General features: G+C 71.9%; 22 protein-coding genes. 4 read left to right on the top strand and 18 right to left on the bottom strand.

From position 1 onward, the window contains the following. Window positions 1-3: 3 nt before the first annotated feature. The 4 genes from ACS5RC_RS13840 to ACS5RC_RS13825 form a co-directional block, all read right to left on the bottom strand. Window positions 4-447 carry a DMT family transporter gene (locus ACS5RC_RS13840; RefSeq protein WP_478344453.1) on the bottom strand — a complete coding sequence of 148 codons (444 nt, stop codon included), beginning with the start codon at window positions 445-447 and terminating at the stop codon, window positions 4-6. Window positions 448-593: 146 nt separating this feature from the next. Continuing rightward, window positions 594-1,379 (bottom strand): Bax inhibitor-1/YccA family protein, encoded by a 786-nt coding sequence (locus ACS5RC_RS13835; protein ID WP_478344452.1) that lies wholly within the window; start codon window positions 1,377-1,379, stop codon window positions 594-596. A 235-nt stretch (window positions 1,380-1,614) separates the two neighbouring features. Further along, on the bottom strand, window positions 1,615-4,200 hold the full coding sequence (locus ACS5RC_RS13830) for an ABC transporter permease (protein ID WP_478344451.1): 2,586 nt from the start codon (window positions 4,198-4,200) through the stop codon (window positions 1,615-1,617). Continuing rightward, the gene (locus ACS5RC_RS13825) at window positions 4,200-4,913 is read right to left on the bottom strand and encodes an ABC transporter ATP-binding protein (protein WP_478344450.1); all 714 of its coding nucleotides are present in this window, start codon (window positions 4,911-4,913) and stop codon (window positions 4,200-4,202) included. The genes ACS5RC_RS13830 and ACS5RC_RS13825 overlap by 1 nt, the downstream gene beginning before the upstream one ends. A gap of 240 nt (window positions 4,914-5,153) precedes the next feature. Here ACS5RC_RS13825 and ACS5RC_RS13820 point away from each other — a divergent pair, with 240 nt between their 5' ends. Next, entirely contained in the window at window positions 5,154-5,759 is a 606-nt protein-coding gene (locus ACS5RC_RS13820; RefSeq protein ID WP_478344740.1) for an arylesterase, read from the top strand. Window positions 5,760-5,764: 5 nt separating this feature from the next. Beyond that, window positions 5,765-6,304 (top strand): RNA 2',3'-cyclic phosphodiesterase, encoded by a 540-nt coding sequence (gene thpR / locus ACS5RC_RS13815; RefSeq protein ID WP_478344449.1) that lies wholly within the window; start codon window positions 5,765-5,767, stop codon window positions 6,302-6,304. Window positions 6,305-6,348: 44 nt separating this feature from the next. On the opposite strand, the gene coaA is transcribed toward thpR, so the two are convergent. Together coaA and ACS5RC_RS13805 are read right to left on the bottom strand one after the other, a co-directional pair. Then, complete coding sequence (gene coaA, locus ACS5RC_RS13810; protein WP_478344448.1) at window positions 6,349-7,344, bottom strand: type I pantothenate kinase; 996 nt, start codon at window positions 7,342-7,344, stop codon at window positions 6,349-6,351. After that, window positions 7,341-7,664 carry a phosphoribosyl-ATP diphosphatase gene (locus ACS5RC_RS13805; RefSeq protein ID WP_478344447.1) on the bottom strand — a complete coding sequence of 108 codons (324 nt, stop codon included), beginning with the start codon at window positions 7,662-7,664 and terminating at the stop codon, window positions 7,341-7,343. The genes coaA and ACS5RC_RS13805 overlap by 4 nt, the downstream gene beginning before the upstream one ends. Window positions 7,665-7,959: 295 nt before the next feature. On the opposite strand from ACS5RC_RS13805, the gene ACS5RC_RS13800 reads away from it, so the two are divergent. Next, complete coding sequence (locus tag ACS5RC_RS13800; RefSeq protein ID WP_478344446.1) at window positions 7,960-8,373, top strand: hypothetical protein; 414 nt, start codon at window positions 7,960-7,962, stop codon at window positions 8,371-8,373. A gap of 38 nt (window positions 8,374-8,411) precedes the next feature. Further along, window positions 8,412-8,942 (top strand): hypothetical protein, encoded by a 531-nt coding sequence (locus ACS5RC_RS13795; RefSeq protein WP_478344445.1) that lies wholly within the window; start codon window positions 8,412-8,414, stop codon window positions 8,940-8,942. A gap of 15 nt (window positions 8,943-8,957) precedes the next feature. Here ACS5RC_RS13795 and hisF read toward each other — a convergent pair whose 3' ends face one another. From hisF to ACS5RC_RS13735, 12 genes are all read right to left on the bottom strand, one after another. Beyond that, a complete protein-coding gene (gene hisF, locus ACS5RC_RS13790) occupies window positions 8,958-9,734 on the bottom strand; it encodes an imidazole glycerol phosphate synthase subunit HisF (protein WP_478344444.1) in 777 nt (258 codons plus the stop codon). An 8-nt stretch (window positions 9,735-9,742) separates the two neighbouring features. Beyond that, entirely contained in the window at window positions 9,743-10,228 is a 486-nt protein-coding gene (locus ACS5RC_RS13785; RefSeq protein ID WP_478344443.1) for a DUF29 domain-containing protein, read from the bottom strand. Between the two features lie 37 nt (window positions 10,229-10,265). After that, entirely contained in the window at window positions 10,266-11,009 is a 744-nt protein-coding gene (gene hisA / locus ACS5RC_RS13780) for a 1-(5-phosphoribosyl)-5-[(5-phosphoribosylamino)methylideneamino]imidazole-4-carboxamide isomerase (RefSeq protein ID WP_478344442.1), read from the bottom strand. Between the two features lie 37 nt (window positions 11,010-11,046). Then, window positions 11,047-11,706, bottom strand: coding sequence for an imidazole glycerol phosphate synthase subunit HisH (hisH, locus tag ACS5RC_RS13775; protein ID WP_478344441.1), 660 nt, complete (start codon window positions 11,704-11,706; stop codon window positions 11,047-11,049). After that, window positions 11,703-12,185: a DUF2628 domain-containing protein gene (locus ACS5RC_RS13770; protein WP_478344440.1), complete on the bottom strand. Its 483-nt coding sequence runs from the start codon at window positions 12,183-12,185 to the stop codon at window positions 11,703-11,705. The genes hisH and ACS5RC_RS13770 overlap by 4 nt, the downstream gene beginning before the upstream one ends. A 57-nt stretch (window positions 12,186-12,242) precedes the next feature. Beyond that, a complete protein-coding gene (hisB, locus tag ACS5RC_RS13765; protein WP_478344439.1) occupies window positions 12,243-12,830 on the bottom strand; it encodes an imidazoleglycerol-phosphate dehydratase HisB in 588 nt (195 codons plus the stop codon). Window positions 12,831-13,033: 203 nt separating this feature from the next. Continuing rightward, entirely contained in the window at window positions 13,034-13,909 is an 876-nt protein-coding gene (locus tag ACS5RC_RS13760; RefSeq protein WP_478344438.1) for an S-methyl-5'-thioadenosine phosphorylase, read from the bottom strand. A 137-nt stretch (window positions 13,910-14,046) separates the two neighbouring features. Next, window positions 14,047-14,946 (bottom strand): cytochrome c1, encoded by a 900-nt coding sequence (locus tag ACS5RC_RS13755; RefSeq protein WP_478344437.1) that lies wholly within the window; start codon window positions 14,944-14,946, stop codon window positions 14,047-14,049. A gap of 14 nt (window positions 14,947-14,960) precedes the next feature. Continuing rightward, complete coding sequence (locus ACS5RC_RS13750; protein ID WP_478344436.1) at window positions 14,961-16,247, bottom strand: cytochrome b; 1,287 nt, start codon at window positions 16,245-16,247, stop codon at window positions 14,961-14,963. Window positions 16,248-16,269: 22 nt separating this feature from the next. Further along, a complete protein-coding gene (gene petA / locus ACS5RC_RS13745) occupies window positions 16,270-16,845 on the bottom strand; it encodes a ubiquinol-cytochrome c reductase iron-sulfur subunit (protein ID WP_478344435.1) in 576 nt (191 codons plus the stop codon). A 176-nt stretch (window positions 16,846-17,021) separates the two neighbouring features. Continuing rightward, window positions 17,022-18,467, bottom strand: coding sequence for an MATE family efflux transporter (locus tag ACS5RC_RS13740; RefSeq protein WP_478344434.1), 1,446 nt, complete (start codon window positions 18,465-18,467; stop codon window positions 17,022-17,024). A 75-nt stretch (window positions 18,468-18,542) separates the two neighbouring features. After that, window positions 18,543-20,441: an ABC transporter ATP-binding protein gene (locus ACS5RC_RS13735; RefSeq protein ID WP_478344433.1), complete on the bottom strand. Its 1,899-nt coding sequence runs from the start codon at window positions 20,439-20,441 to the stop codon at window positions 18,543-18,545. Window positions 20,442-20,530 lie beyond the last annotated feature (89 nt).

The following is a 20,530-nucleotide window of genomic DNA, read 5'->3' as shown; positions in this document are numbered from 1 at the left end:
CCCCTAGAACGCCGCCACCAGCCCGACGCCCGCGATCATCAGCACGGCCCCGAGGATGCGCCACAGGCTCGCCGGGTGCACCGCGAAGCCGACCCAGCCGTAATTGTCGAGCACGATCGAGGCGACCACGCCCACCGTCACGATGATGCCGAGGAAGCTCGCCGCGCCGATCGCGGGCGAGGCGTAGAGCTGCGCCAGGATCAGGAGCACGCTGAGCAGGCCGCCGGCCCAGGCCCACCACGGCACCTGCCCGAATTGCTGCGCGCTCGGCATGTCGAGCTTGCCCGAGGCGAGGCCGCCCACGAGCAGCGCGGCGGTGCTGACGAGGAGCGTCAGCAGGGCCGCCGTCACCGGCAGGCCGATGGATTTCGACAGCGTCGCGTTCTGTCCCGGCTGGATCGCGTTGGCGAGACCCGCGAGGATCGTCAGTCCGTAGATGTACCACATGGTCGCTCAACGGGGCCGCGGTGCGGCCCAGTTTCCGCCGGCGGCCTGCGGCGCTTCGGCACGACCCCGAGTCCGCGGAGGACGGCGCACGAAAAAAGCCCCGGCTCGCGCCGGGGCTTCCTCCGTGTGGTCCGGTCCTGCGTCTGTTAGCGACGGTCGCCCATCAACGAGAGCAGGAACTGGAACATGTTGATGAAGTCGAGGTACAGCGTCAGCGCGCCGTTCACCGACATCTTGGCCGCGCCCTCGCCGTCGAAGCCGCTGTAGAGGTACATCTCCTTCAGCTTCTGCGTGTCGTAGGCGGTCAGGCCCGCGAAGATCAGCACGCCGAGCACCGAGATCGCGAATTGCAGCGCGCTCGAGGCGAAGAAGATGTTGACCAGCGAGGCGATGATCAGGCCGATCAGGCCCATGATCAGGAACGAGCCCATCCCCGAGAGGCTGCGCTTCGTGGTGTAGCCGTAGAGGCTCAGGCCGCCGAAGGTCGCCGCGGTGATGAAGAACACCCTGACCACGCTCGCGCCGGTGAAGACGAGGAGCAGCGACGACATCGACGCGCCCATCACCGCCGCGAAGGCGAAGAACATCGTCCGGGCGGACGAGGCCGACATCCGGTCCATCCGCATCGAGAAGACGAAGATGAACACGAGGGGGGCGAACATCAGCACCCACTTGAGGGGGCTGTTGTAGAACAAGGCACCGTACTGAGTCAGTGGAACGGAGCCAATGCGCGCCACGGCGTCTGCCTGGGTCGTCGCGACGGCCAGTTTGTTGAGGCCGAGCGCGACGAGGCCCGAGATCCCGAGGCCGACGACCATGTTGTTGTAGACGCCGAGCATGAAGCTGCGCAGGCCCTGGTCGACCTCGACCTGCGTGCCGGCGTATCCCGGCGCCTGGGCGCCGTACCGGAAGGGGCTGTTGTCGAATGCCATGGGAGTTCCCCTGGGGTGCTCTCTCAGCGTGGTGTTCGAAACGAGGCCCACGCGGGACCTCTGGCGCCGATGAGCGCCTCGACCGGGAATATGTTGGTTTGGCTCGCGCCGCACAAGAGCCCCGCCGAGCTTGCAGGCGCGGTTTTCGCCGCTCCGCGCGCGGATTTTTGTTGGTCTTGCGCGGGATTAAAAATCGTTACGTTCGCGGCTACACACGTCTCGACTGCATCGCCGCTCAGAATTGCCGCAAGTACGGCGCCGGCTTCTGGCCGAGGATCCGCCACGTCCCGGCCAAGCCCAGCCCGATCGCCAGGACGACCGCGAGCCCGGCCGCGACGAGCGCGCCCGAGAGGTCGAGCACGAAGTCGAGGCGCATCACCCGCGTGACGATGACCCAGCCGGCGAGGGTGCCGGCCGCGAGGCCGAACAGGGCGGTGGCGAGGCCCAGCGCCCCGTATTCGAGGCCGTAGGCGGCGAGCAGCCGCCCGCGGCTCGCGCCCAGCACCTTCAGCACCACGGCGTCGTAGAGCCGCGCCCGGTGACCGGCCGCGACCGCGCCCGCCAGGACGAGCAGGCTCGCAAGCACCGCGATCGCGCTGGCGCCCCGGATCGCCAGGACGAGCTTGCCCACGAGGTCGCCGACCGCGTCGAGGGCGTCCTTGACCCGCACGCTGGTCACCGACGGAAAGCGGTGGGCGGCGTCGCGCAGGATGCGGTTCTCGGCCGGCGCGTCGGTCCCGCCGGGGAGCGACAGGGTGGCGAGATCGGAATGCGGCGCCCCCCGGAAGGTGCCGGGCGAGAACACCATCACGAAGTTGATCCCGAGATTGCGCCACTCGACCTTGCGGAGGTTGGCGATCCGCGCGGTGATGTTGCGCCCGAGCACGTTGACGGTGACCTCGCCGCCGACCCTGAGGCCGAGGCTGCGGGCGAGATCGGCCTCGAAGGAGACGAGGGGCTTGGCCCCCTCCTCCGCATTCCACCACGTGCCGGCCGTCAGGCTCGACCCGTCCGGCTGGTCGGCCGCGTAGGTGATGCCGCGATCCCCGTCGAGCACCCAGGCGGCGTCCTCCGGGGGCCGGATCTTCCCCGCCGGCACCCCGTCGAGGGCGACGATGCGCCCGCGCATCATCGGCACCCGCTCGATCCGGCCCGTGGGCGCGGATTGGGCCAGGAAGTCGTTGAACGCGGCGGCGTCCGCGGACGGGATGTCGAGGAAGAACAGGTTCGGCGCGCGCGCGGGCAGCGTGGCGGAGATCGTGCGCCGGACATTGGCGTCGATCAGGCTCAGGGTGACGAGGAGCGTCACGCCGAGGCCCAGCGAGAGCACGATCGCGGGCGTCAGCGCCCCCGGCCGGTGGAGGTTGGCCAGGGCCATCCGGGGCGCGGCGCGGCGCGGATGGGGCGCGCGCCGGGCCGCCGCCATCAGGCCGAGCGCCACGAGGCGCAGCAGCCCGAAGGCGATGCCCGCCGCGGCGATGAAGATCAGGGCGACGCGCCGGTCGAAGGCGGTGGTCACCGCGAGGGTCACCAGGGCGGCGATGGCGACGGCCAGCATCAGCCGGTAGCGCCAGCGCGTCTTGGCCGCGGACGGATCGACCGTGTCGCGGAACAGGCCGGAGACCGGCACGTCGTGGGCGCGGCCGAGCGGCGTGATCGCGAAGGCGAAGGCGGTGAGCAGCCCGTAGGCTGCGGCGAGGGCGAGCTCGCCCGGCGCCAGCGTCGGGTTCAGCGGCAGGGGCAGCGCGTCGGCGAACAGGGCGTCGAGGAGGAAGGGCAGGCTCGCCCCGACCGCCAGGCCCACCGCCGTGCCGAGGCCCGCGATCAGCATCACCTGGGTCAGGTAGAGCCCGACGACGCGGGTGCCCGGGGCGCCGACGCTCTTGAGCGTCGCGATCGAGCCGCGCTTGCGCTCGACGAAGGCGTGGACGGCGTTGGCCACGCCGACGCCGCCGACGATGAGGGCGGTGAGCCCGACGAGCGTCAGGAACTGGGTGAAGCGCTCGATGCTCTTGGCGAAGCGCGGGTCGGCGTTGGTGCGCGCGCGCATCTCCCAGCCGGCCTCCGGCGCCGCGGCCGCGATCCGGGCCGCGGCGGCGTCCAGGGCCGCGCCGTCCGCGTCCGGAATCTGGATCCGGTAGCTCCAGCGGTTGAGGCTGCCCGGCTGGACGAGGCCGGTGGCCCGCAGGGCCCCCTGGTCGATGATGAGGCGCGGGCCGAAACCGATGCCGTTGGCGACCTTGTCGGGCTCGCTCGCGACCGTGGCGCGGATCTCGAACGGGTGCCCGGCGAGGGTGACCCGGTCGCCGATCTTCAGGTCGAGGCGGGTGAGCAGGGCCGGGTCGGCGACCGCGCCCGGCACGCCGTCGCGGGGGGCGAGCAGGTCGGAAAGCGGCGCGTGCGGCTCGGTCACCAGCACGCCCGCCATCGGGTAGCTGTCGTCCACGGCCTTCAGCTCGACCAGGGCGGCGCCCCCTCCGGCGCCTTGGCCCGCCACCGCCATGGCGCGCAGCGAGGCCACGGTGCCGACGCGGCCCTCGCTCCGCAGCGCCGCCAGCTCCGGCTCCGTCGCCGCGCGGTTGATCAGGCTGTAGCTGAGGTCGCCGCCGAGGATGCGCCGGCCCTCGCGCCCGAGCCCGTCCGAGAGCGAGCGCGAGATCGAGGCGACGCCCGCGATCGCCGCGACCCCGAGGGCAATGCAGGCGAGGAAGACGGCGAAGCCCGAGAGGCCGCCGCGCAGCTCGCGCACGGCCAGCCGCAGCGTCAGCGGCAGGCGGCGCGCGCGGCGGCCGGGATCGGTCGCGGGAAGGGTGCCGTGCATCAGGCGACCGTCTCCGCCTCGGGCGCCTCGACGCGGCCCGAGCGCAGGCGGATCGTGCGGTCGCACAGGCGCGCCAGCCCCGGATCGTGGGTGACGAGGACCAGGGTGGCGCCGCGGGTCCGCTTCAGCCCGAACAGCAGGTCGACGATCTGCCGGCCCGTGGCCTCGTCGAGATTGCCGGTGGGCTCGTCGGCCACCAGGATCGCCGGGTCCGGCGCGAGCGCCCGGGCGATGGCGACGCGCTGCTGCTCGCCGCCCGAGAGCTGGGCCGGGTAGTGGCTCAGGCGGTGGCCGAGGCCGACCGCCTCAAGCTCGGCCCGGGCCCGGGCATGCGCCTCGGGCCGGTCGGCGAGCTCCAGGGGCAGCGCCACGTTCTCCAGCGCCGTCATGGTCGGCACGAGGTGGAAGGCCTGGAACACGATGCCGATGCGCCGGCCGCGGAAGCGGGCGAGCGCGTCCTCGTCGAGGCCGATCAGGTCGGTGTCCTCGATCCGGATCGAGCCGGAATCGGGCCGCTCCAGCCCGGCCATCACCATCAGCAGCGTCGACTTGCCCGATCCCGAGGGCCCGACGAGGCCGACCGCCTCGCCCCGCGCCACGTCGAGGGAGATGCCGCGCAGCACGTGGACGCGGGCCGGCCCCCGCCCGAGGCTGAGATCGATGTCGCGGAGGCTCACGGAGGGAGCGGGCGTCTGGGCCTTGTCTGGGGTCACGCGGAGGCCGATCTGTGCGCGATGAGGTCGATGGCGGGATGCATGACGGATGAGGCTCGGATGTGGCCGCGTGCGGTTCCGTGCGACGCGGCACGGGGTGGCGCCGCGGCGCGGGGCGGCAGCGATATGGGCCCTGCGGGGTCCCGCCGCCAAGGGCGGGCGCGGCGGGTGCGCCATCATGGCCGGCCCGGGCCCCTGCCGCGCCTGGCTGCGGCGCTCCTCCTCGCCCTGGCGGCCCTGATGCCCGGCGCCCTGCCCGCGCGCGCCGAACCCGGCCGGCCGCTGAGCATCGTGGCGCTCGGCGACAGCCTGACCGCCGGCTACCGCCTGCCCGCGGACGCGGCCTTCCCGGCCGTGCTCCAGCGCGAGCTGGCCAAGCGCGGCCACGCCGTCAGCGTCCAGAACGCGGGCGTCTCGGGCGACACCGCCACCGGCGGCCTCGACCGGGTCGATTGGTCGGTGCCGGACGGGACCGACGGCGTCATCCTCGAACTCGGCGCCAACGACATGCTGCGCGGCACCGATCCGGCGGTGACCCGGAAGGCCCTCGACGCCATCGTGGCGCGCCTGAAGCAGCGCGGCATCCCGGTGCTGCTCGCCGGGATGCGGGCCTCCACCAATCTCGGTCCGGACTACATCGCCCGCTTCGACGCGATCTATCCCGATCTCGCCCGGCAATACGGTCTGGCGCTCTACCCGTTCTTCCTCGCCGGCATCGCGGGCGAGCGCGGCCTGAACCTCGACGACGGCATGCACCCGAACCCGAAGGGCGTGGAGGCCGTGGTGGCGGGGATCCTGCCCACCGTCGAGAGCTTCCTCGGCCGGCTGGGCAGGCCGGCGCACTGACGCCGATGCCGCGCCTGTTCACGGGGCTCGCCGTGCCGCCCGGGATCGGCGAGCGCCTCGCCCGCTACCGCGGCGGCCTGCCGGGCGCCCGCTGGATCGAGCCCGGCGATTACCACGTCACCCTGCGCTTCCTCGGCGACATCGACGCGGCTATGGCCGAGGACGTGCTCGAGGCGCTCGGCGCCCAGCGGGCCCGGGATCCGGTCCCGGTCACCCTCGAGGCGCTCGGCATCTTCGGCGGCGACCGGCCGCGGGCGCTCTACGCCGCGATTGCCCAGGATCCGGCGCTGATGGACCTGCAGGCCGAGCAGGAGCGGCTGGTGCGCCGCGCGGGGGTGCCGCCGGAGCGGCGCAAGTTCACGCCCCACGTCACCCTGGCGCGGCTCAGGCGCGAGGCGAGCCCGGAGGCGGTGGCGATGTACGTGGCCGCGTCCGGCCTGTTCGAGCCGCTGCGTTTCGAAGCCACGCAGGTCAGCGTGTTCTCCGCGCGCGAATCGACCGGCGGCGGCCCCTACCTCGTGGAGGCGGCGCTCCCCTTCGCCTGACCGGGTCTCGTCCGCCCGGCCGCGGGGAGCGCCCGGATCTCGGGTCAGAGGCGCCGCAGCGCCACGCTCTCGATGCGGTGGCTCGCGCCCTTCGACAGGATCAGGCTGGCGCGCTGGCGCGTCGGCAGGATGTTCTCGCGCAGGTTCGGCAGGTTGATCGTGGTCCAGAGCCGGTCCGCGATGGCGAGCGCCTCGGCCTCGGGCACCTCGGCATATTTGCGGAAATAGGAACGCGGATCGCGGAACGCGGTCTCGCGCAGCTTCATGAAGCGCAGGACGTACCAGCGGTGCAGGTCGTCCTCGTGGCCGTCGAGGTAGATCGAGAAGTCGAAGAAATCGGACACGAACGGGATCGCCGTGCCGTCCCGCGGGAGGCGGGCCGGCTGCAGCACGTTCAGGCCCTCGACGATCAGGATGTCGGGGCTCTCGACCACGCGCTCCTCGCCCGGGACCCGGTCGTAGACGAGGTGGGAGTAGAGCGGCGCCGTCACCCGCGGGTGGCCCGCCTTCACGTCGTGCAGGAAGCGCAGCAGCGCGGCGGTGTCGTAGCTCTCGGGGAAGCCCTTGCGCTCCATGATGCCGCCGGCCGCGAGCTCGGCGTTCGGGAGCAGGAAGCCGTCGGTGGTGACGAGATCGACCTTCGGCGTGTTCGGCCAGCGCGCGAGCAGCGCCGCCAGGATGCGGGCCGTGGTCGACTTGCCGACCGCGACCGAGCCGGCGAGCCCGATGATGTAGGGCACCTTGCGCTCGCGCTCGGCGATGAGGAAGCGCTGCGTGGCCTTGAACAGGCCCTGCGTGGCCGCGACGTAGAGCGAGAGCAGGCGCGACAGCGGCAGGTAGATCGCCACCACCTCCTCGACCGAGATCGGGTCGTTGATCGATTGCAGCCGGGCGATGTCCTCGGCGTTCAGGGTCAGCGGCGCGTCGGCGCGCAGCCGCGCCCACTCGTCCCGGCTGAAGCGGCGATAGGGCGAGAGCCCGTCCGGCCCCTCGCCGGTCACCGGATCCTGTCCGCCCGCGGGCGCCGGCGCGAGGTTCATGTGTGGCGCCTCGCGGCCTTCTCGGCGATCCCGCTCTGGGCGGTGCGGCGCTCCAGCTCGGCCATCACCGCGTCGAGCTCGACGTCGCTGGCGCGCAGCAGAACGACGAGGTGGTAGAGCACGTCGGCCGCCTCCGCCGTCAGCCCGGCCCGGTCGCCCTGCACCGCGGCGATCGCGGCCTCGACCGCCTCCTCGCCGAGCTTCTTGGCGGCCTTGGCCGGGCCGCCCGCCAGGAGCTTGGCCGTGTAGGACTGGTCCGGGCTCGTGCCCGCCCGGCTCGCCACCAGCCGCGCGAGGTCGTTCAGCGTGTAATCGGTCATGCAACACCGTGCATCCAGGAGCCTGCGACGGCGCCACGTTCGGCGGCAAAATGCGTCACCCCCCGCCGCCGGGCAAGCCGCGCGCCTGACAGATGGCACGGCGCCTCATGCCGTGCACAGGGCTTGCCGCGTCGGCTGCGCAAACCGGCTCCATGGCGGACTGGCGATTCCCGTGGGCCTCGCTACCATCGCCTCGCGTCATTGCCGAACATGGGGTGGGTCCGACGTGGCTTTGCGGGATACGATCGAGCGGCTGCAAGCGTCCCGAGACGTGCTGCCTGCACCCCAGGAACGGGTGGCAGCCTGGCAGGCGGCCGTGTCTGCGCTCTACGATCAAATCGCCGAGTGGCTGCGGCCCTACAGCTCTGACGGAAAAGTCGTCCTGCAACGAACGCCCAAGGCGGCCTACGAGGAGGCGACCGGGGAGTACGAGATCGACCGGCTGGACATCGAGGTCGGGGATGAGATCGTCCGGCTGGATCCGCGGGCCACGGTCGTCATCGGCGCGCGCGGACGCATCGATATGTCCCGTCTCGGAAGTGGCGATCCGGTGCTGCTCGTCCTGACCGGCCCCGACGATCGGACGGACTGGAAGCTTGTCGATCCTGCGAACAGAAAAGTCCTGAAGCCCCTCACGAACGAGAATTTTGAAGCGACGCTCGACGCGATGCTGGCGGAATACGGCTCCGATCCGGAGCCCGGCTTTTGACGGGACGTCGGATCGATGCGTCCTATGCCGGGTACCGCATGCAGATCGGCGCCCACGAGCACGCGAGGCGATCCGCGATCCTGCCAACGGCGACCGCCCAGGCGCTGGAAGCGCTTGGCCTCTCCGACCTCGTCGGTGAGATGGCCAGGAACCGTCGAACCAAGATTCTCGAACGATTCGAGGAAGTCGGCCGGCAGATTCGACGCCAAGCTTTCATCGATCTGGTTTCGGCGTTCGAGAAGGATCTCTTCAAGGAGATTGGCAGTGCTTCAAGCAAGGTAAAGCATGTTTTGAATCAGCATTACGATCGTTCGTATCCGCTTTTCGTCTGCCGCGAGGAGCTGGCGCGGACGGCCGACGATTTTTTCAATCTCGGCGGCTATAAGCGGATCCTTGCGACGACATCAGCCAGTGCAAAGGACCCGAGACGCGATCTTTGGGATATCATTGCATACCGAGATTTTCTCACTCACGAAGAGCGGTGGCCATACCGCGCAACCCCACCCGCGATCGAGTCGGCCCACGCCGTCATGTCACGCGAACTCGATGGGATCGGCGCGCGGCGATAGCGCGCTGAGGCGCCGTCAGGCGTCGAGCCGCATCGCCAGCCCGGCGGCGGCCATGTGGGCCTTGGCCTCGGCGACGCTGTGCTGCCCGAAATGGAAGATCGAGGCGGCGAGCACGGCGCTGGCGCCGCCCTGGGCCACGCCCGCCACGAGGTCGTCCAGCCCGCCGACGCCCCCCGAGGCGATCACCGGCACCGGCACCGCGTCGGCGATGGCGCGGGTCAGCCCGAGGTCGTAGCCCGAGCGCGTGCCGTCCCGGTCCATCGAGGTGACGAGGAGCTCGCCCGCCCCCTTGGCGGCGACGGTGCGGGCGAAGGCGACCGCGTCGATGCCGGTGGGCTCGCGCCCGCCATGGGTGAAGATCTCCCAGGCGCCGGGCGCGCCCGGGGCCGAGACGCGCTTGGCATCGATCGCCACCACGATGCACTGGGCCCCGAACTTCTCCGCGGCGCGGGCCACGAGGTCGGGATCCTTCACCGCGGCGGTGTTGATCGCGACCTTGTCGGCGCCCGCGAGCAGGAGCGCGCGCACGTCCGCCACGGCCCGCACGCCGCCGCCGACGGTCAGCGGCATGAAGCAGGCCTCCGCGGTGCGGCTCACCACGTCGAGGAGCGTGCCGCGGGCCTCGTGGCTCGCCGTGATGTCGAGGAAGCAGAGCTCGTCGGCGCCGGCCGCGTCGTAGGCCTTGGCCGCCTCGACCGGATCGCCCGCGTCGCGCAGCTCGAGGAAGCGCACGCCCTTGACGACGCGGCCGTCCTTGACGTCGAGGCAGGGGATGATGCGGGTCTTCAGCACGGGGGCTCTCAGGCAGTGGGGTCGTCGGGGTCGATCGGGAAGGGCCGCGTCAGCATCGCGTCGTGGGTGTAGGGGCAGTCCAGCGGAAAGGTCCTGAGCGGCAGGCCGGTCTCACTGGCGGCCTCGAGACGGGCTCCGCGGTAAGCGCGCGCCAGGGCCTCGTCGAGACGGCGCTTCAGGCCCGGATTGTCCTTCAGGACGAATTCCGCCTCGGCCCGCTGCGTCGCGATCGAGATCATCCAGCTCCGCGTCCGCCGCGCCGGCTGATGGTCGACCTTGAGCATGTGCAGCAGGACCACCCGCCACGCGCTCACTAGGCTGTTGAACTCGCTCCGGCCCAAGCTCTCGATCTCCTCGGCCAGGTTCTCGAGATCGAGCGCCGTCAGGTCGCCAGCCCGGAGGCGCGCGCCCTGCTCCTGGGTCCAGGTGTAGAAATCGTCCGCGTACGCGGTCCCTGCCGTTCCGGGCCGGGCCGCAGCCTTCAGCGCCGTCATTCCGGCCTCCGCACTCGCCTGCAGCGGGGCGATCCTATCACGCCCGCGCCGCGCGCGCCTCCCGGATCGCCGCGAGGGCCGCGCGCGGGTCGATGCGCCCGTCGTAGAGGGCCCGGCCCGTGATGGCGCCGGCGATCAGCGCGCAGTCGGGCTGGAGCAGACGATGCACGTCCTCGATCGAGGCGAGGCCGCCGGACGCGATTACCGGGATGCGCACGGCCTCGGCCAGCGCCAGCGTCATCTCGACGTTGAGGCCCTTCAGGATGCCGTCGCGGGCGATGTCGGTGTAGATGATGGCCGCGACGCCGGCATCCTCGAAGCGGCGCCCGAGCTCCTCGGCGGTCATGCTGGAGGTCTGCGCCCAGCCCTCGACCGCCACGCGCCCGTCCTTGGCGTCGATGCCGACCGCGATCTTGCCGGGATGGCGCCGCGCCGCCTCGTGCACGAAGGCCGGGTCGCGCACGGCGGCCGTGCCGATGATGACGCGGGCGACGCCCTTGGAGAGCCACGCCTCCAGCGTCTTCATCTCGCGGATGCCGCCGCCGAGCTGCACCGGCAGGTCGATCCGGGCGAGAATCGCGTCGACCGCCTCCGCGTTCATCGGCGCGCCCGCGAAGGCGCCGTCGAGATCGACCACGTGCAGCCAGGAGAAGCCCTGCTCGGCGAAGGTGGCGGCCTGGGCCGCCGGATCGTCGCTGAACACCACCGCCTGGGACATGTCGCCCTGGACGAGGCGGACGCAGCGCCCCTCCTTGAGATCGATCGCCGGGTACAGGATCACGCGCGGGGTCCTCTCGTCTGAACCAGACAGGGCGGCGTCAGGGCCGCCACCTCAGAAAGTTGGCGAGGAGGGCGAGGCCGAGGCGCTGGCTCTTCTCCGGGTGGAACTGCGTGCCGGCGAGGTTGTCGCGGGCGACCATCGCGGTGATGGGCCCGCCATACTCGGCATGGGCCACGACCTCGCCGGGCCGGTCGGCCCGGAGGGCGTAGCTGTGCACGAAATAGGCGTGCAACCCGTCGGCGCCGGTGGGGATGCCGGCGAGCAGCGGGTGATCCCGCTCGGCCGTCAGGGTGTTCCAGCCCATATGGGGGATCTTGAGGGCGGGATCGGCGGGCCGGATCGGCCCGACATCGCCCGCGATCCAGCCGAGGCCCGGCGTGGTCTCGTACTCGAGGCCCCGCGTCGCCATGAGCTGCATGCCGACGCAGATCCCGAGGAAGGGCCGGCCGGCCGCCAGCGCGGTCCCGGTCATCGCCTCGATCAGGCCCGGCACCGCGTCGAGGCCGCGGCGGCAATCGGCGTAGGCCCCGACCCCGGGCAGCACCACCCGGTCGGCGGCGGCCACCATCCCGGGATCGCCCGTGACGACGATCCGGGTGCCGTCGAGCCCGGCCTCGCGGGCGGCCCGCTCGAAGGCCTTGGCAGCCGAGTGGAGGTTGCCGGAGCCGTAATCGACGAGGGCGACGGTCTCGCTCACCGCGTTCCCTCGTGGCTCGGGAACAGGCCGATCACCGGCTCGCGCTCGCGGGCGAAGCCCGGCCGCTGCGGCGCCGGCGGCAGGGTCTGCGGGTCGAGCCAGCGGGCCATCGCGCGGGTCTCGGCCTCGACGGCGCTGCCGGCCAGGACCGCGTCCCGCGCCGGCCAGCCCCGGCGCGCCAGGGTCCAGCGCCGCAGGCTCGAGGCCTCGAGCCCGATCAGGATCGAGACGAGCAGGCTGATCAGCGCGCCGGCGAGCGGCGACAGGCCGATGAGCCGCCCGCCCAGGGCCACGAGGACGAGCCCGGCCGCGACCGCGAGCGCCGCCAGCCAGAGCCGGTGGAACAGGAACCACGCCACCGAGAAGGCGAAGGCCGCCCAGGAGAAGCCGTCCGGCACCAGCACGGCGCGGTCGAGCCCGTAGGCCTCGCCCGCGCGCGATTCCGGCGGCAGGTGGAGGGTGTAGCTGCGCGTCCTCATGGCGTCTGCCCTTCCCGCGCGATCGTCCCGCGCGCTCGTCCGACGAAGCGTTCGTCCCTACAAAGAACCCTTGGTCGAGGGCACGCGGCCCTCTTCCCGCGGATCGAGCGACACCGCGATCCGCAAGGCGCGGGCCAGACCCTTGAAGCAGCTCTCGGCGATGTGATGCGCGTTGTCGCCGTAGAGCGTCTCGACATGGAGGGCGATGCCGGCGTTCATCGCGAAGGCCTGGAACCACTCGCGCACCAGCTCGGTGTCGAACTGGCCGATCTTCTCCACCCGGAACGCGGTGCGGAACACCAGGAACGGCCGCCCCGAGATGTCGATGCAGATCCGCGTCAATGCCTCGTCCATGGGCAGGTGGATGTCGGCGTAGCGGGCGATGCCGCGCTTGTCGCCGAGCGCCTTCGCGAAGGCCTGCCCCAGCGCGATGCCGCAATCCTCGGCCGAGTGGTGCTGGTCGACGTGCAGGTCGCCCGCCACCTTGACCTCGACGTCGAACAGGCCGTGCCGGGCGAACAGCTCCAGCATGTGGTCGAGGAATCCGATGCCGGTCGCGACCGCGGCCCGGCCGCTGCCGTCGAGGCCGATCGAGACGGCGACATCGGTCTCCGCCGTCTTACGGCTGATGCTGGCGCTGCGCATGGGTCGTCTTGGCATTCGCGAAGGAGGAGGGGCCGGCGCGGGAGCCGGCCGGTCAAGTCCTGGCCTTCTAGTGCGGTTTCGGGTGCGGAGGGAAGCGGGCGCGTGCCGCCGTCGCCGGCCGCGATCGGCCCGCGCCCGGCGGGGGCCTCGCGTCTCGCCGCCGCGGGCGCGCCTCGCCCCGGATATCCGCGCCGCGCGGTCCGTCAGCCGGCGAGCACCCGCCCGGCCACTGCGTCGAGCTTGGCGACCAGCGCCGGATCGCGCTGGGCCGGCGCGGTCATGATCGCGCCGTCCAGCGCCCGGTGCGAGCCGGCCGGGCATTCCGCCCGCTCGGCCGGGAAGTCGCGGGCCAGCCGCGCCACGAGGCGGGCCGCCTTGTCGGCGTTGGCGCGCGCCACGGCGATCACCGCCGCCACGTCCACCGCGTCGTGGCCCGGGTGCCAGCAATCGAAATCCGTCACCATCGCGATCGTCGCGTAGGTGATCTCGGCCTCGCGGGCGAGCTTGGCCTCGGGCATGTTGGTCATCCCGATCACGTCGAAGCCCTGCGCCTTGTAGGCCTTCGATTCGGCGAGCGAGGAGAATTGCGGCCCCTCCATGCAGACGTAGGTTCCGCCGCGATGGATGTGGATCGCCTCCGCCTCGGCGGCGGCGGCGATGCGCGCCTGCAGCCCCGGCCCGACCGGGTGGGCCATCGAGACGTGGGCGACGCAGCCGTTGCCGAAGAACGAGGAGACCCGCCCGTGCGTGCGGTCGACGAACTGGTCGACCAGCACGAACAGGCCCGGATGCAGCTCGTTGCGGAACGAGCCGCAGGCCGAGAGCGAGACGAGGTCGGTGACCCCGGCCCGCTTCAGCGCGTCGATGTTGGCCCGGTAGTCGATGCCCGACGGCGAGAGCCGGTGGCCGCGCCCGTGCCGGGCCAGGAAGACCACTTTGGTCGTGCCGATCCGGCCGATGCGCAGCGCGTCCGAGGGCTCGCCCCAGGGGGAGGAGACCCGCTCCTCGCGCACGTCCTCCAGCCCCGGCAGGTCGTAGACGCCGGATCCGCCCATCACGCCGAGCACCGCTGCCGTCATCGGAAATCCTCAGCCCAGATCGCTGTCGACAGGGTCGCGGTCGATCGCGTCGCCATCGATACAGCCGCTGTCGCACCAAAAGGAAACGGGCCCCTCGCGGGGCCCGTACCACGGGTCGTGCGGCGGCGGCAGCCGCCTCAGAAGGTCTTGTGCAGCTCCGGCTGGAGGCCGTGGGTCTCGCCCCCGACATCCGCCCAGATCCGCTTCTTCACGTAGTAGAGCAGCCCCGCCAGAATGATCAGGAACAGGATCACCCGCAGCCCGAGCGCCTTGCGGGCCATCATGTGGGGCTCGGCCGCCCAGGCCATGAAGGCCGCGACGTCCTTGCCGTACTGGTCCACCGTCTCGGGCACCACGGGCTGGCCGTTGTCGCCCTTCGGGTAGGTCACCTGCCCGTCGCTGATCGGCGGGGGCATCGCGATGACGTGGCCCGGATAATAGGTGTTGTAATGGCCGCCATCGGGCACTTCGAAGCCCTTCGGGGGCTCCGCGTAGCCGTTGATCAGCGCGTGGATGTAGTCGACGCCCTGCTCCGAGAAGCCCACGAAGGGCATCGCGTCGAAGATGAACCACGGGAAGCCGCGCTCGTAGGTGCGGGCCTTGGCGAGCACCGAGAAGTCCGGCGGCGCCTTGCCGCCGTTGGCCGCGGCGGCGGCCTGATCGTTCGGGAAGGGCGGCGGGAAGCGGTCGGCCGGCCGGCCGGGCCGGTCGAACATGTCGCCCGCGTCGTTCGGGCCGTCCTTGACCTGGTAGGTCGCCGCGAGGGCCTTGACCTGACTCGCCGAGAAGGACGGACCGCCCTCCTCCGCGAGGTTGCGGAACGCCACCAGCTTCATGCTGTGGCAGGCCGAGCAGACCTCCTTGTAGACCTGGAAGCCGCGCTGGAGCTGGGCCTCGTCGAAGCGGCCGAACACGCCGGCGAAGCTCCACTTCTCCCGGGGCGGGTGGGGCGTCGCGTGGGCATCCTCGGCGCGGGCGCCGGACAGCCCGAGGGCGGCCGCGACCAGGGCCGCGGCGAGGACGATAGGGGTTCTCATCGCGTGTCTGTCCCTCAGCCCTTCGTCGTCGGGGCGGCGGCGGCGCCGGTCGGCATGCCCGACCCGCTCACCTGCTTGCCCGGACCCATCACGCTCTCCAGGATCGAGCCCGGGAGCTGCCGCGGCGTCTCGATCAGGCCCACCAGCGGCATCACCACGAGGAAGTGCGCGAAGTAGTAGGCCGTGCAGATCTGCGAGGCGATGACGTAGCCGCCCTCGGGCGGCTTGGCGCCGAGCCAGCCCAGGATCACGCACACCGCCACGAACACCCAGAAGAACTGCCGGTAGATCGGGCGGTAGTTGCAGGAGCGCACGCGGGAGGTGTCGAGCCAGGGCGCCAGCGCCAGGATCAGCACCGCCGAGAACATCAGGATCACGCCGCCGAGCTTGGAGGGCACGGCCCGCAGGATCGCGTAGAAGGGCAGGAAGTACCATTCGGGCACGATGTGGGCCGGGGTCACGGCGGGGTTGGCCGGGACGTAGTTGTCGGCGTGGCCGAGATAGTTCGGCTGGTAGAAGATGAACCACGCGAACAGGATCATGAACACCACCGTGGCGAACACGTCCTTGACCGTGGCGTAGGGGGTGAAGGGCACCGCGTCCTTGGAGGACTTGATCGGGATGCCCGTCGGGTTGTTCTGGCCGGTGACGTGCAGCGCCCAGACGTGGAGCACCACGACGCCAGCGATCATCCAGGGCAGCAGGAAGTGCAGCGAGAAGAAGCGGTTGATCGTCGGGTTGCCGACGGAGTAGCCGCCCCAGAGCAGGCTCTGGATGGTGTCGCCCACCACCGGGATCGCCGCCAGGATGTTGGTGATGACGGTGGCGCCCCAGAAGCTCATCTGGCCCCACGGCAGGGTGTAGCCCAGGAAGGCGGTGGCCATCATCAGCAGGTAGATGATCACGCCGAGGATGTAGAGCACCTCGCGCGGGGCCTTGTAGGAGCCGTAGTAGAGGTTGCGGAAGATGTGCGCGTAGACCGCCACGAAGAACATCGAGGCGCCGTTGGCGTGGGCGTAGCGCAGCAGCCAGCCGTAGTTCACGTCGCGCATGATGTGCTCGACGGAGTTGAACGCCTCGTTGGCCGAGGGCTCGTAATGCATCGCCAGCCAGACGCCGGTGACGATCTGGATGCCCAGGAAGGCGATCAGGATCGCCCCGAAGGTCCAGAAATAGGTGAGGTTGCGCGGCACCGGGAAGGCCACGAACGACGAGTGCACGAGGCCGACGAGCGGCAGCCGCGACTCGAACCATTTGGCGAGGCGGCTCTTCGGGACGTAGGTGTTGGCGTGGGCGCTCATGGGCTTGCCCCTCCTCTTCTCGTCAGGCCGCGGCCTTGCCGCCCTCTTCGCCGATCCGGATCTTGGAATCCGTCTGGAAGGCGTAGGGGGGGATCGGCAGATTGATCGGGGCGGGGCCGCGGCGCACGCGGCCGACGGCGTCGAACTGGGAGCCGTGGCAGGGGCAGGCCCAGCCCTCGAAATTGCCCTGGTGGCCGATCGGCACGCAGCCCAGATGGGTGCAGTTGCCGTAGACCACGAGCCACTGGTCGTGGCCGTTCTTCACCCGGGTGGTGAAGGGGGCGGGGTCCGAGAGCTGCGAGACGGGCACGGCCTTCATGTCCGTGACCTCCTTCTCGGTGAGCTTGCGGACGAAGATCAGCTTGCCGCGCCAGAACACGTTGATGATCTGGCCGTCGGTGATCGGCGAGAGATCGACCTCGATCGGCGCGCCGGCCGCGATGGTGGCGGCGTCGGGCGACATCGACGCGACGAAGGGCCATGCGACGGCCCCGACGCCGACGGCGAGCCCCGCTCCTGTCGCCAGGAACAGGAAGTCGCGGCGGGTGCCCTCCTGCGGGGCGGCGCCTGCGGGCGCGGCGGCGGTGGTGTTCGCCAAGGTGGGGTGACTCCGAGAGCGTGCAAACCAGCAGGACGGCGACGCTCGGCACGGCGCAAGAGCGCGCGCGGCCGCCGGTCCCGAGCGGACCAGAGCATCATCGTTCCAAGTCGTGCAATGCGACCGGGGGTCGCCGGAAGTCAAGCCGGCGACGGCCAAGCTCGGCGCCGACGGCGTCAGGCGATCCCCGGCTGTAGCGCGGCCGCATCGCGGCGGGGCGCGCCGAGGCGCCGGACGAGGCCGCGCCAGCGCGCCACCAGCAGGGCCGCCACCACGAACAGGCCGGCGCAGAAGCCGAGCCAGATGCCGGTGCCCTCGTACCCTGCGCCCCAGGCGAGCCCGGCCCCGACCGGCACGCCGAGGCCCCAGTAGCCGGCGACCGCGACGAGCATCGGCACCTGGGTGTCCTGCAGGCCGCGCAGCATGCCGAGGGCCACCGACTGGATCCCGTCGGCCACGGCGAACAGGGCCGCGAAGCCCAGGAACGCCACCGCGATCGGCAGCACGGCCGCGTTGCCCGGCTCGGCGAGATCGAGGAACAGGCCGATCAGCCAGGTCGGGGCGGCGAGCTGCACCAGCGCGCACAGGCTCATGAAGCCGAGGCCGAGCAGAAGCGCCACGGTGCCGGCCCGCCGCACGCCCCCCGCGTCCCGGCGGCCGAAGGCGAGGCCGACCCGCACGGTGGCGGCCTGGGCGACGCCGTTGGGCACCATGAAGCAGAAGGCCGCGACCTGGATCGCCACCGCGTGAGCGGCGAGCTGGCTCGCGCCGAACAGCCCCATGCCGAGCGCCGCCGCCTCGAACAGGCCCGCCTCGGCGAGGCCGGTGGCCACCATCGGCAGGCCGAGGCGGAAGGCCCGGGCGAGGCGGGGCGGGTCGAAGCGCCACAGGCGGTGGAACAGCCGGTAGCGCCGCAGCGCCGGGTCGCACAGGACCACGGCGCAGAGGACGAGGAGGCTCGCGAGGCTGGCGCAGGCGGTCGCCGCGCCGATGCCGACCGGGCCGAGCCCGAGCCGGCCCGGCCCCTCGAAGGCGAGCACCAGCCCGAGCCCGACATTGACCGGCAGCCCGGCGAGGCTCGCGGCGAGGGCCCAGCCCGGCCGCTCCAGCGCCGAGAGCGCGCCGCGCAGGGCCATGAACAGCAGCGCCGGCCACATCGCCCATTGCAGCGCGCGCATGTAGCGGCCCGCCGCCGCCGCGAGCTCCGGCGGCTCGCCGATCGCCGCGAGCAGCGCGCCGGTGTGCCAGAGCGTCAGCATGATCGGCACCGCCACGAGCGTCGCGGCCCAGAGCCCCGCCCGCACGGTGCGGCGGACCTCGTCCGTCGCGGCGCGGTCGCGCCCGAGCGCCTCGGCGATCAGCGGGGCGACCGTGGCGGTGAGGCCGAGGCCGCCGATGAACAGGATGAAGTAGAGCCCGTTGGCGAGCGTGGCCGCCGCGAGGTGCTCGGCGCCGAGGCGGCCGAGCATCACCACGTCGGCCATGATCAGGCCGTGCTGGGCGAGGTTGATCAGGACGAGGGGCCCGGAGAGCGCGAGGGTCGCGCGCATCTCGCCGAGCCAGGGACGGCGGAACGGGGCCCTGTCCCGCGCGGGCGAGGCCGCGAGGTCGAGTGCCGGCATGGCATGTCTTTCTTCAGGTGACGGGGCCGCGGCGGCACGGGCGGTGCGGGCCGCGGCTGGGTCTCGGTGGGCTCTCTATCCGCGCACCGCGTCGGAAACGTGTCGGGCGGGCGCCGCGCTCCCAGGCTCGGGGGGCGCCGCGTCCGGCAGGAAGCCGCCGGACTGGCGCTCCCAGAGCCGGGCGTAGAGGCCGCCGCGCCGGACGAGCTCGGCATGCGTGCCCTCCTCCACGATGCGGCCCTTGTCGATCACGATCAGCCGGTCGAGGGCCGCGATGGTCGAGAGCCGGTGGGCGATGGCCAGCACCGTCTTGCCCTGCATCAGGGTGTCGAGGGCATCCTGGATCGCGGCCTCGACCTGGCTGTCGAGGGCCGAGGTGGCCTCGTCGAGGATCAGGATCGGGGCGTCCTTCAGGATGACGCGGGCGATGGCCACGCGCTGGCGCTGGCCGCCCGAGAGCTTCACTCCGCGCTCGCCCACCTGCGCGTCGTAGCCGCGCCGGCCCTTGTGGTCGACGAGGTCGGCGATGAAGCCGTCCGCGTGGGCGAGGCGGGCCGCGCGCTCGACCTCCGCCTGCGTCGCGTCGGGCCGGCCATACGCGATGTTGTCGCGGATCGAGCGGTGCAGCAGCGAGGTGTCCTGGCTGACCATCGCGATGGCGCCGCGCAGGGATTCCTGCGTCACCCCGGCGATGTCCTGCCCGTCGACCCGGATGCACCCGCTCTCGACGTCGTGCAGGCGCAGCAGCAGCGAGGCGATGGTGCTCTTGCCCGCCCCCGAGACGCCGACGAGGCCGACCTTCTCGCCCGGCCGGATCGTCAGCGAGAGATCCTCGATCACGTTGGCGTCGCCGCGCCCGTAATGGAAGCCGACCCCCTCGAAGCGGATGCCGCCGCCCGCGACCCGGAGGGTGGCGGCGCCCGGCGCGTCGACCAGCCCGTGCGGCCGGCTGATCGTCTGCATGCTCTCCTGGATCACCCCCACGTTCTCGAACACGCCGCGCACCGTCTGCATCACCCAGCCCGACATGGCGATGAGGCGCAGCACCAGGGCGAGGCCGGCCGAGGCCTCGCCGGTGCTCATGCCGCCGCGCTGCCAGAGCAGCAGGGAGGCGCCGGCCGTGGCGATCAGCAGGGCGCTGTTGAGCACGCCGAGACCCGTCGTCGTCAGCGTCACCAGCCGGAACTGGTGCAGGTAGGCCGTGGTGTGGACGTCCACCGCGTCGCGCACCGCGGCGCGCTCCTCGCGGTCGCGGGCGAAGAGCTTCACGGTGAGGATGTTGGTGTAGCTGTCGACCACCCGGCCGATCAGGGCCGAGCGGGTGTCGGCGGTGCGGTGCGAGCGGGCGCGGGCGCGGGGCACGAACCACGCCGTCAGGAAGCCGTAGGCCACAACCCAGACCACCACCGGCAGGGCGAGCCACAGCGAGATCGAGCCGAACAGGCCGATCGCCGTCACGGCGTAGATCGCCACGTAGAGCAGCGTGTCGATGAACACGACGGCGAGCTCGCGCACCGCCGGCCCGACCTGCACGACCCGGTTGGCGAGGCGGCCGGCGAAATCCCCCTGGAAGTAGGAGAGCGAGTGGCCCAGCGTGTAGAGATGGGCGCGCCAGCGGATCTGGTTGGTCGATTGCGGCACCACGAGCTGGTTCGACAGCACCTCGTGCAGCCAGATCGAGACCGGCCGCACCACGGCGACCAGGCCCAGTGCCAGCCCGATGCCCAGCGCGTGGTCCTGCAGCACCGTGGCGCGGTCGGCGCCGGACAGCAGGTCCACGAACCAGCGCATCACGAGGTAGAGCGAGGCCTCGACCGTGCCCGCGACGATCGCGATCACGAACAGGCAGGCCAGCGCCCAGCGGATCGGCCGCAGGTAGAAGCCCGCGAAGCCCAGCACGGTCCTGGGCGGCATGCGCGCTTCGTCGAAGGGCGCGAACGGGTCGATGCGGCGCTCGAGCCAGTCGAGGAACATGATGGCCGGAAGGGTTCGGGAGAGGGCTCTCTGAGATAAGCGCCCTTGACGCCCGGCCAAGCGGGGGGCGATGCCGCAGCGGCTCAACC

It is taken from the genome of Methylobacterium sp. HJ2, from assembly GCF_056431005.1.
The sequence above is the reverse complement of the archived record's forward strand: the minus strand, read 5'-3'. Positions and strand labels throughout refer to the sequence as shown.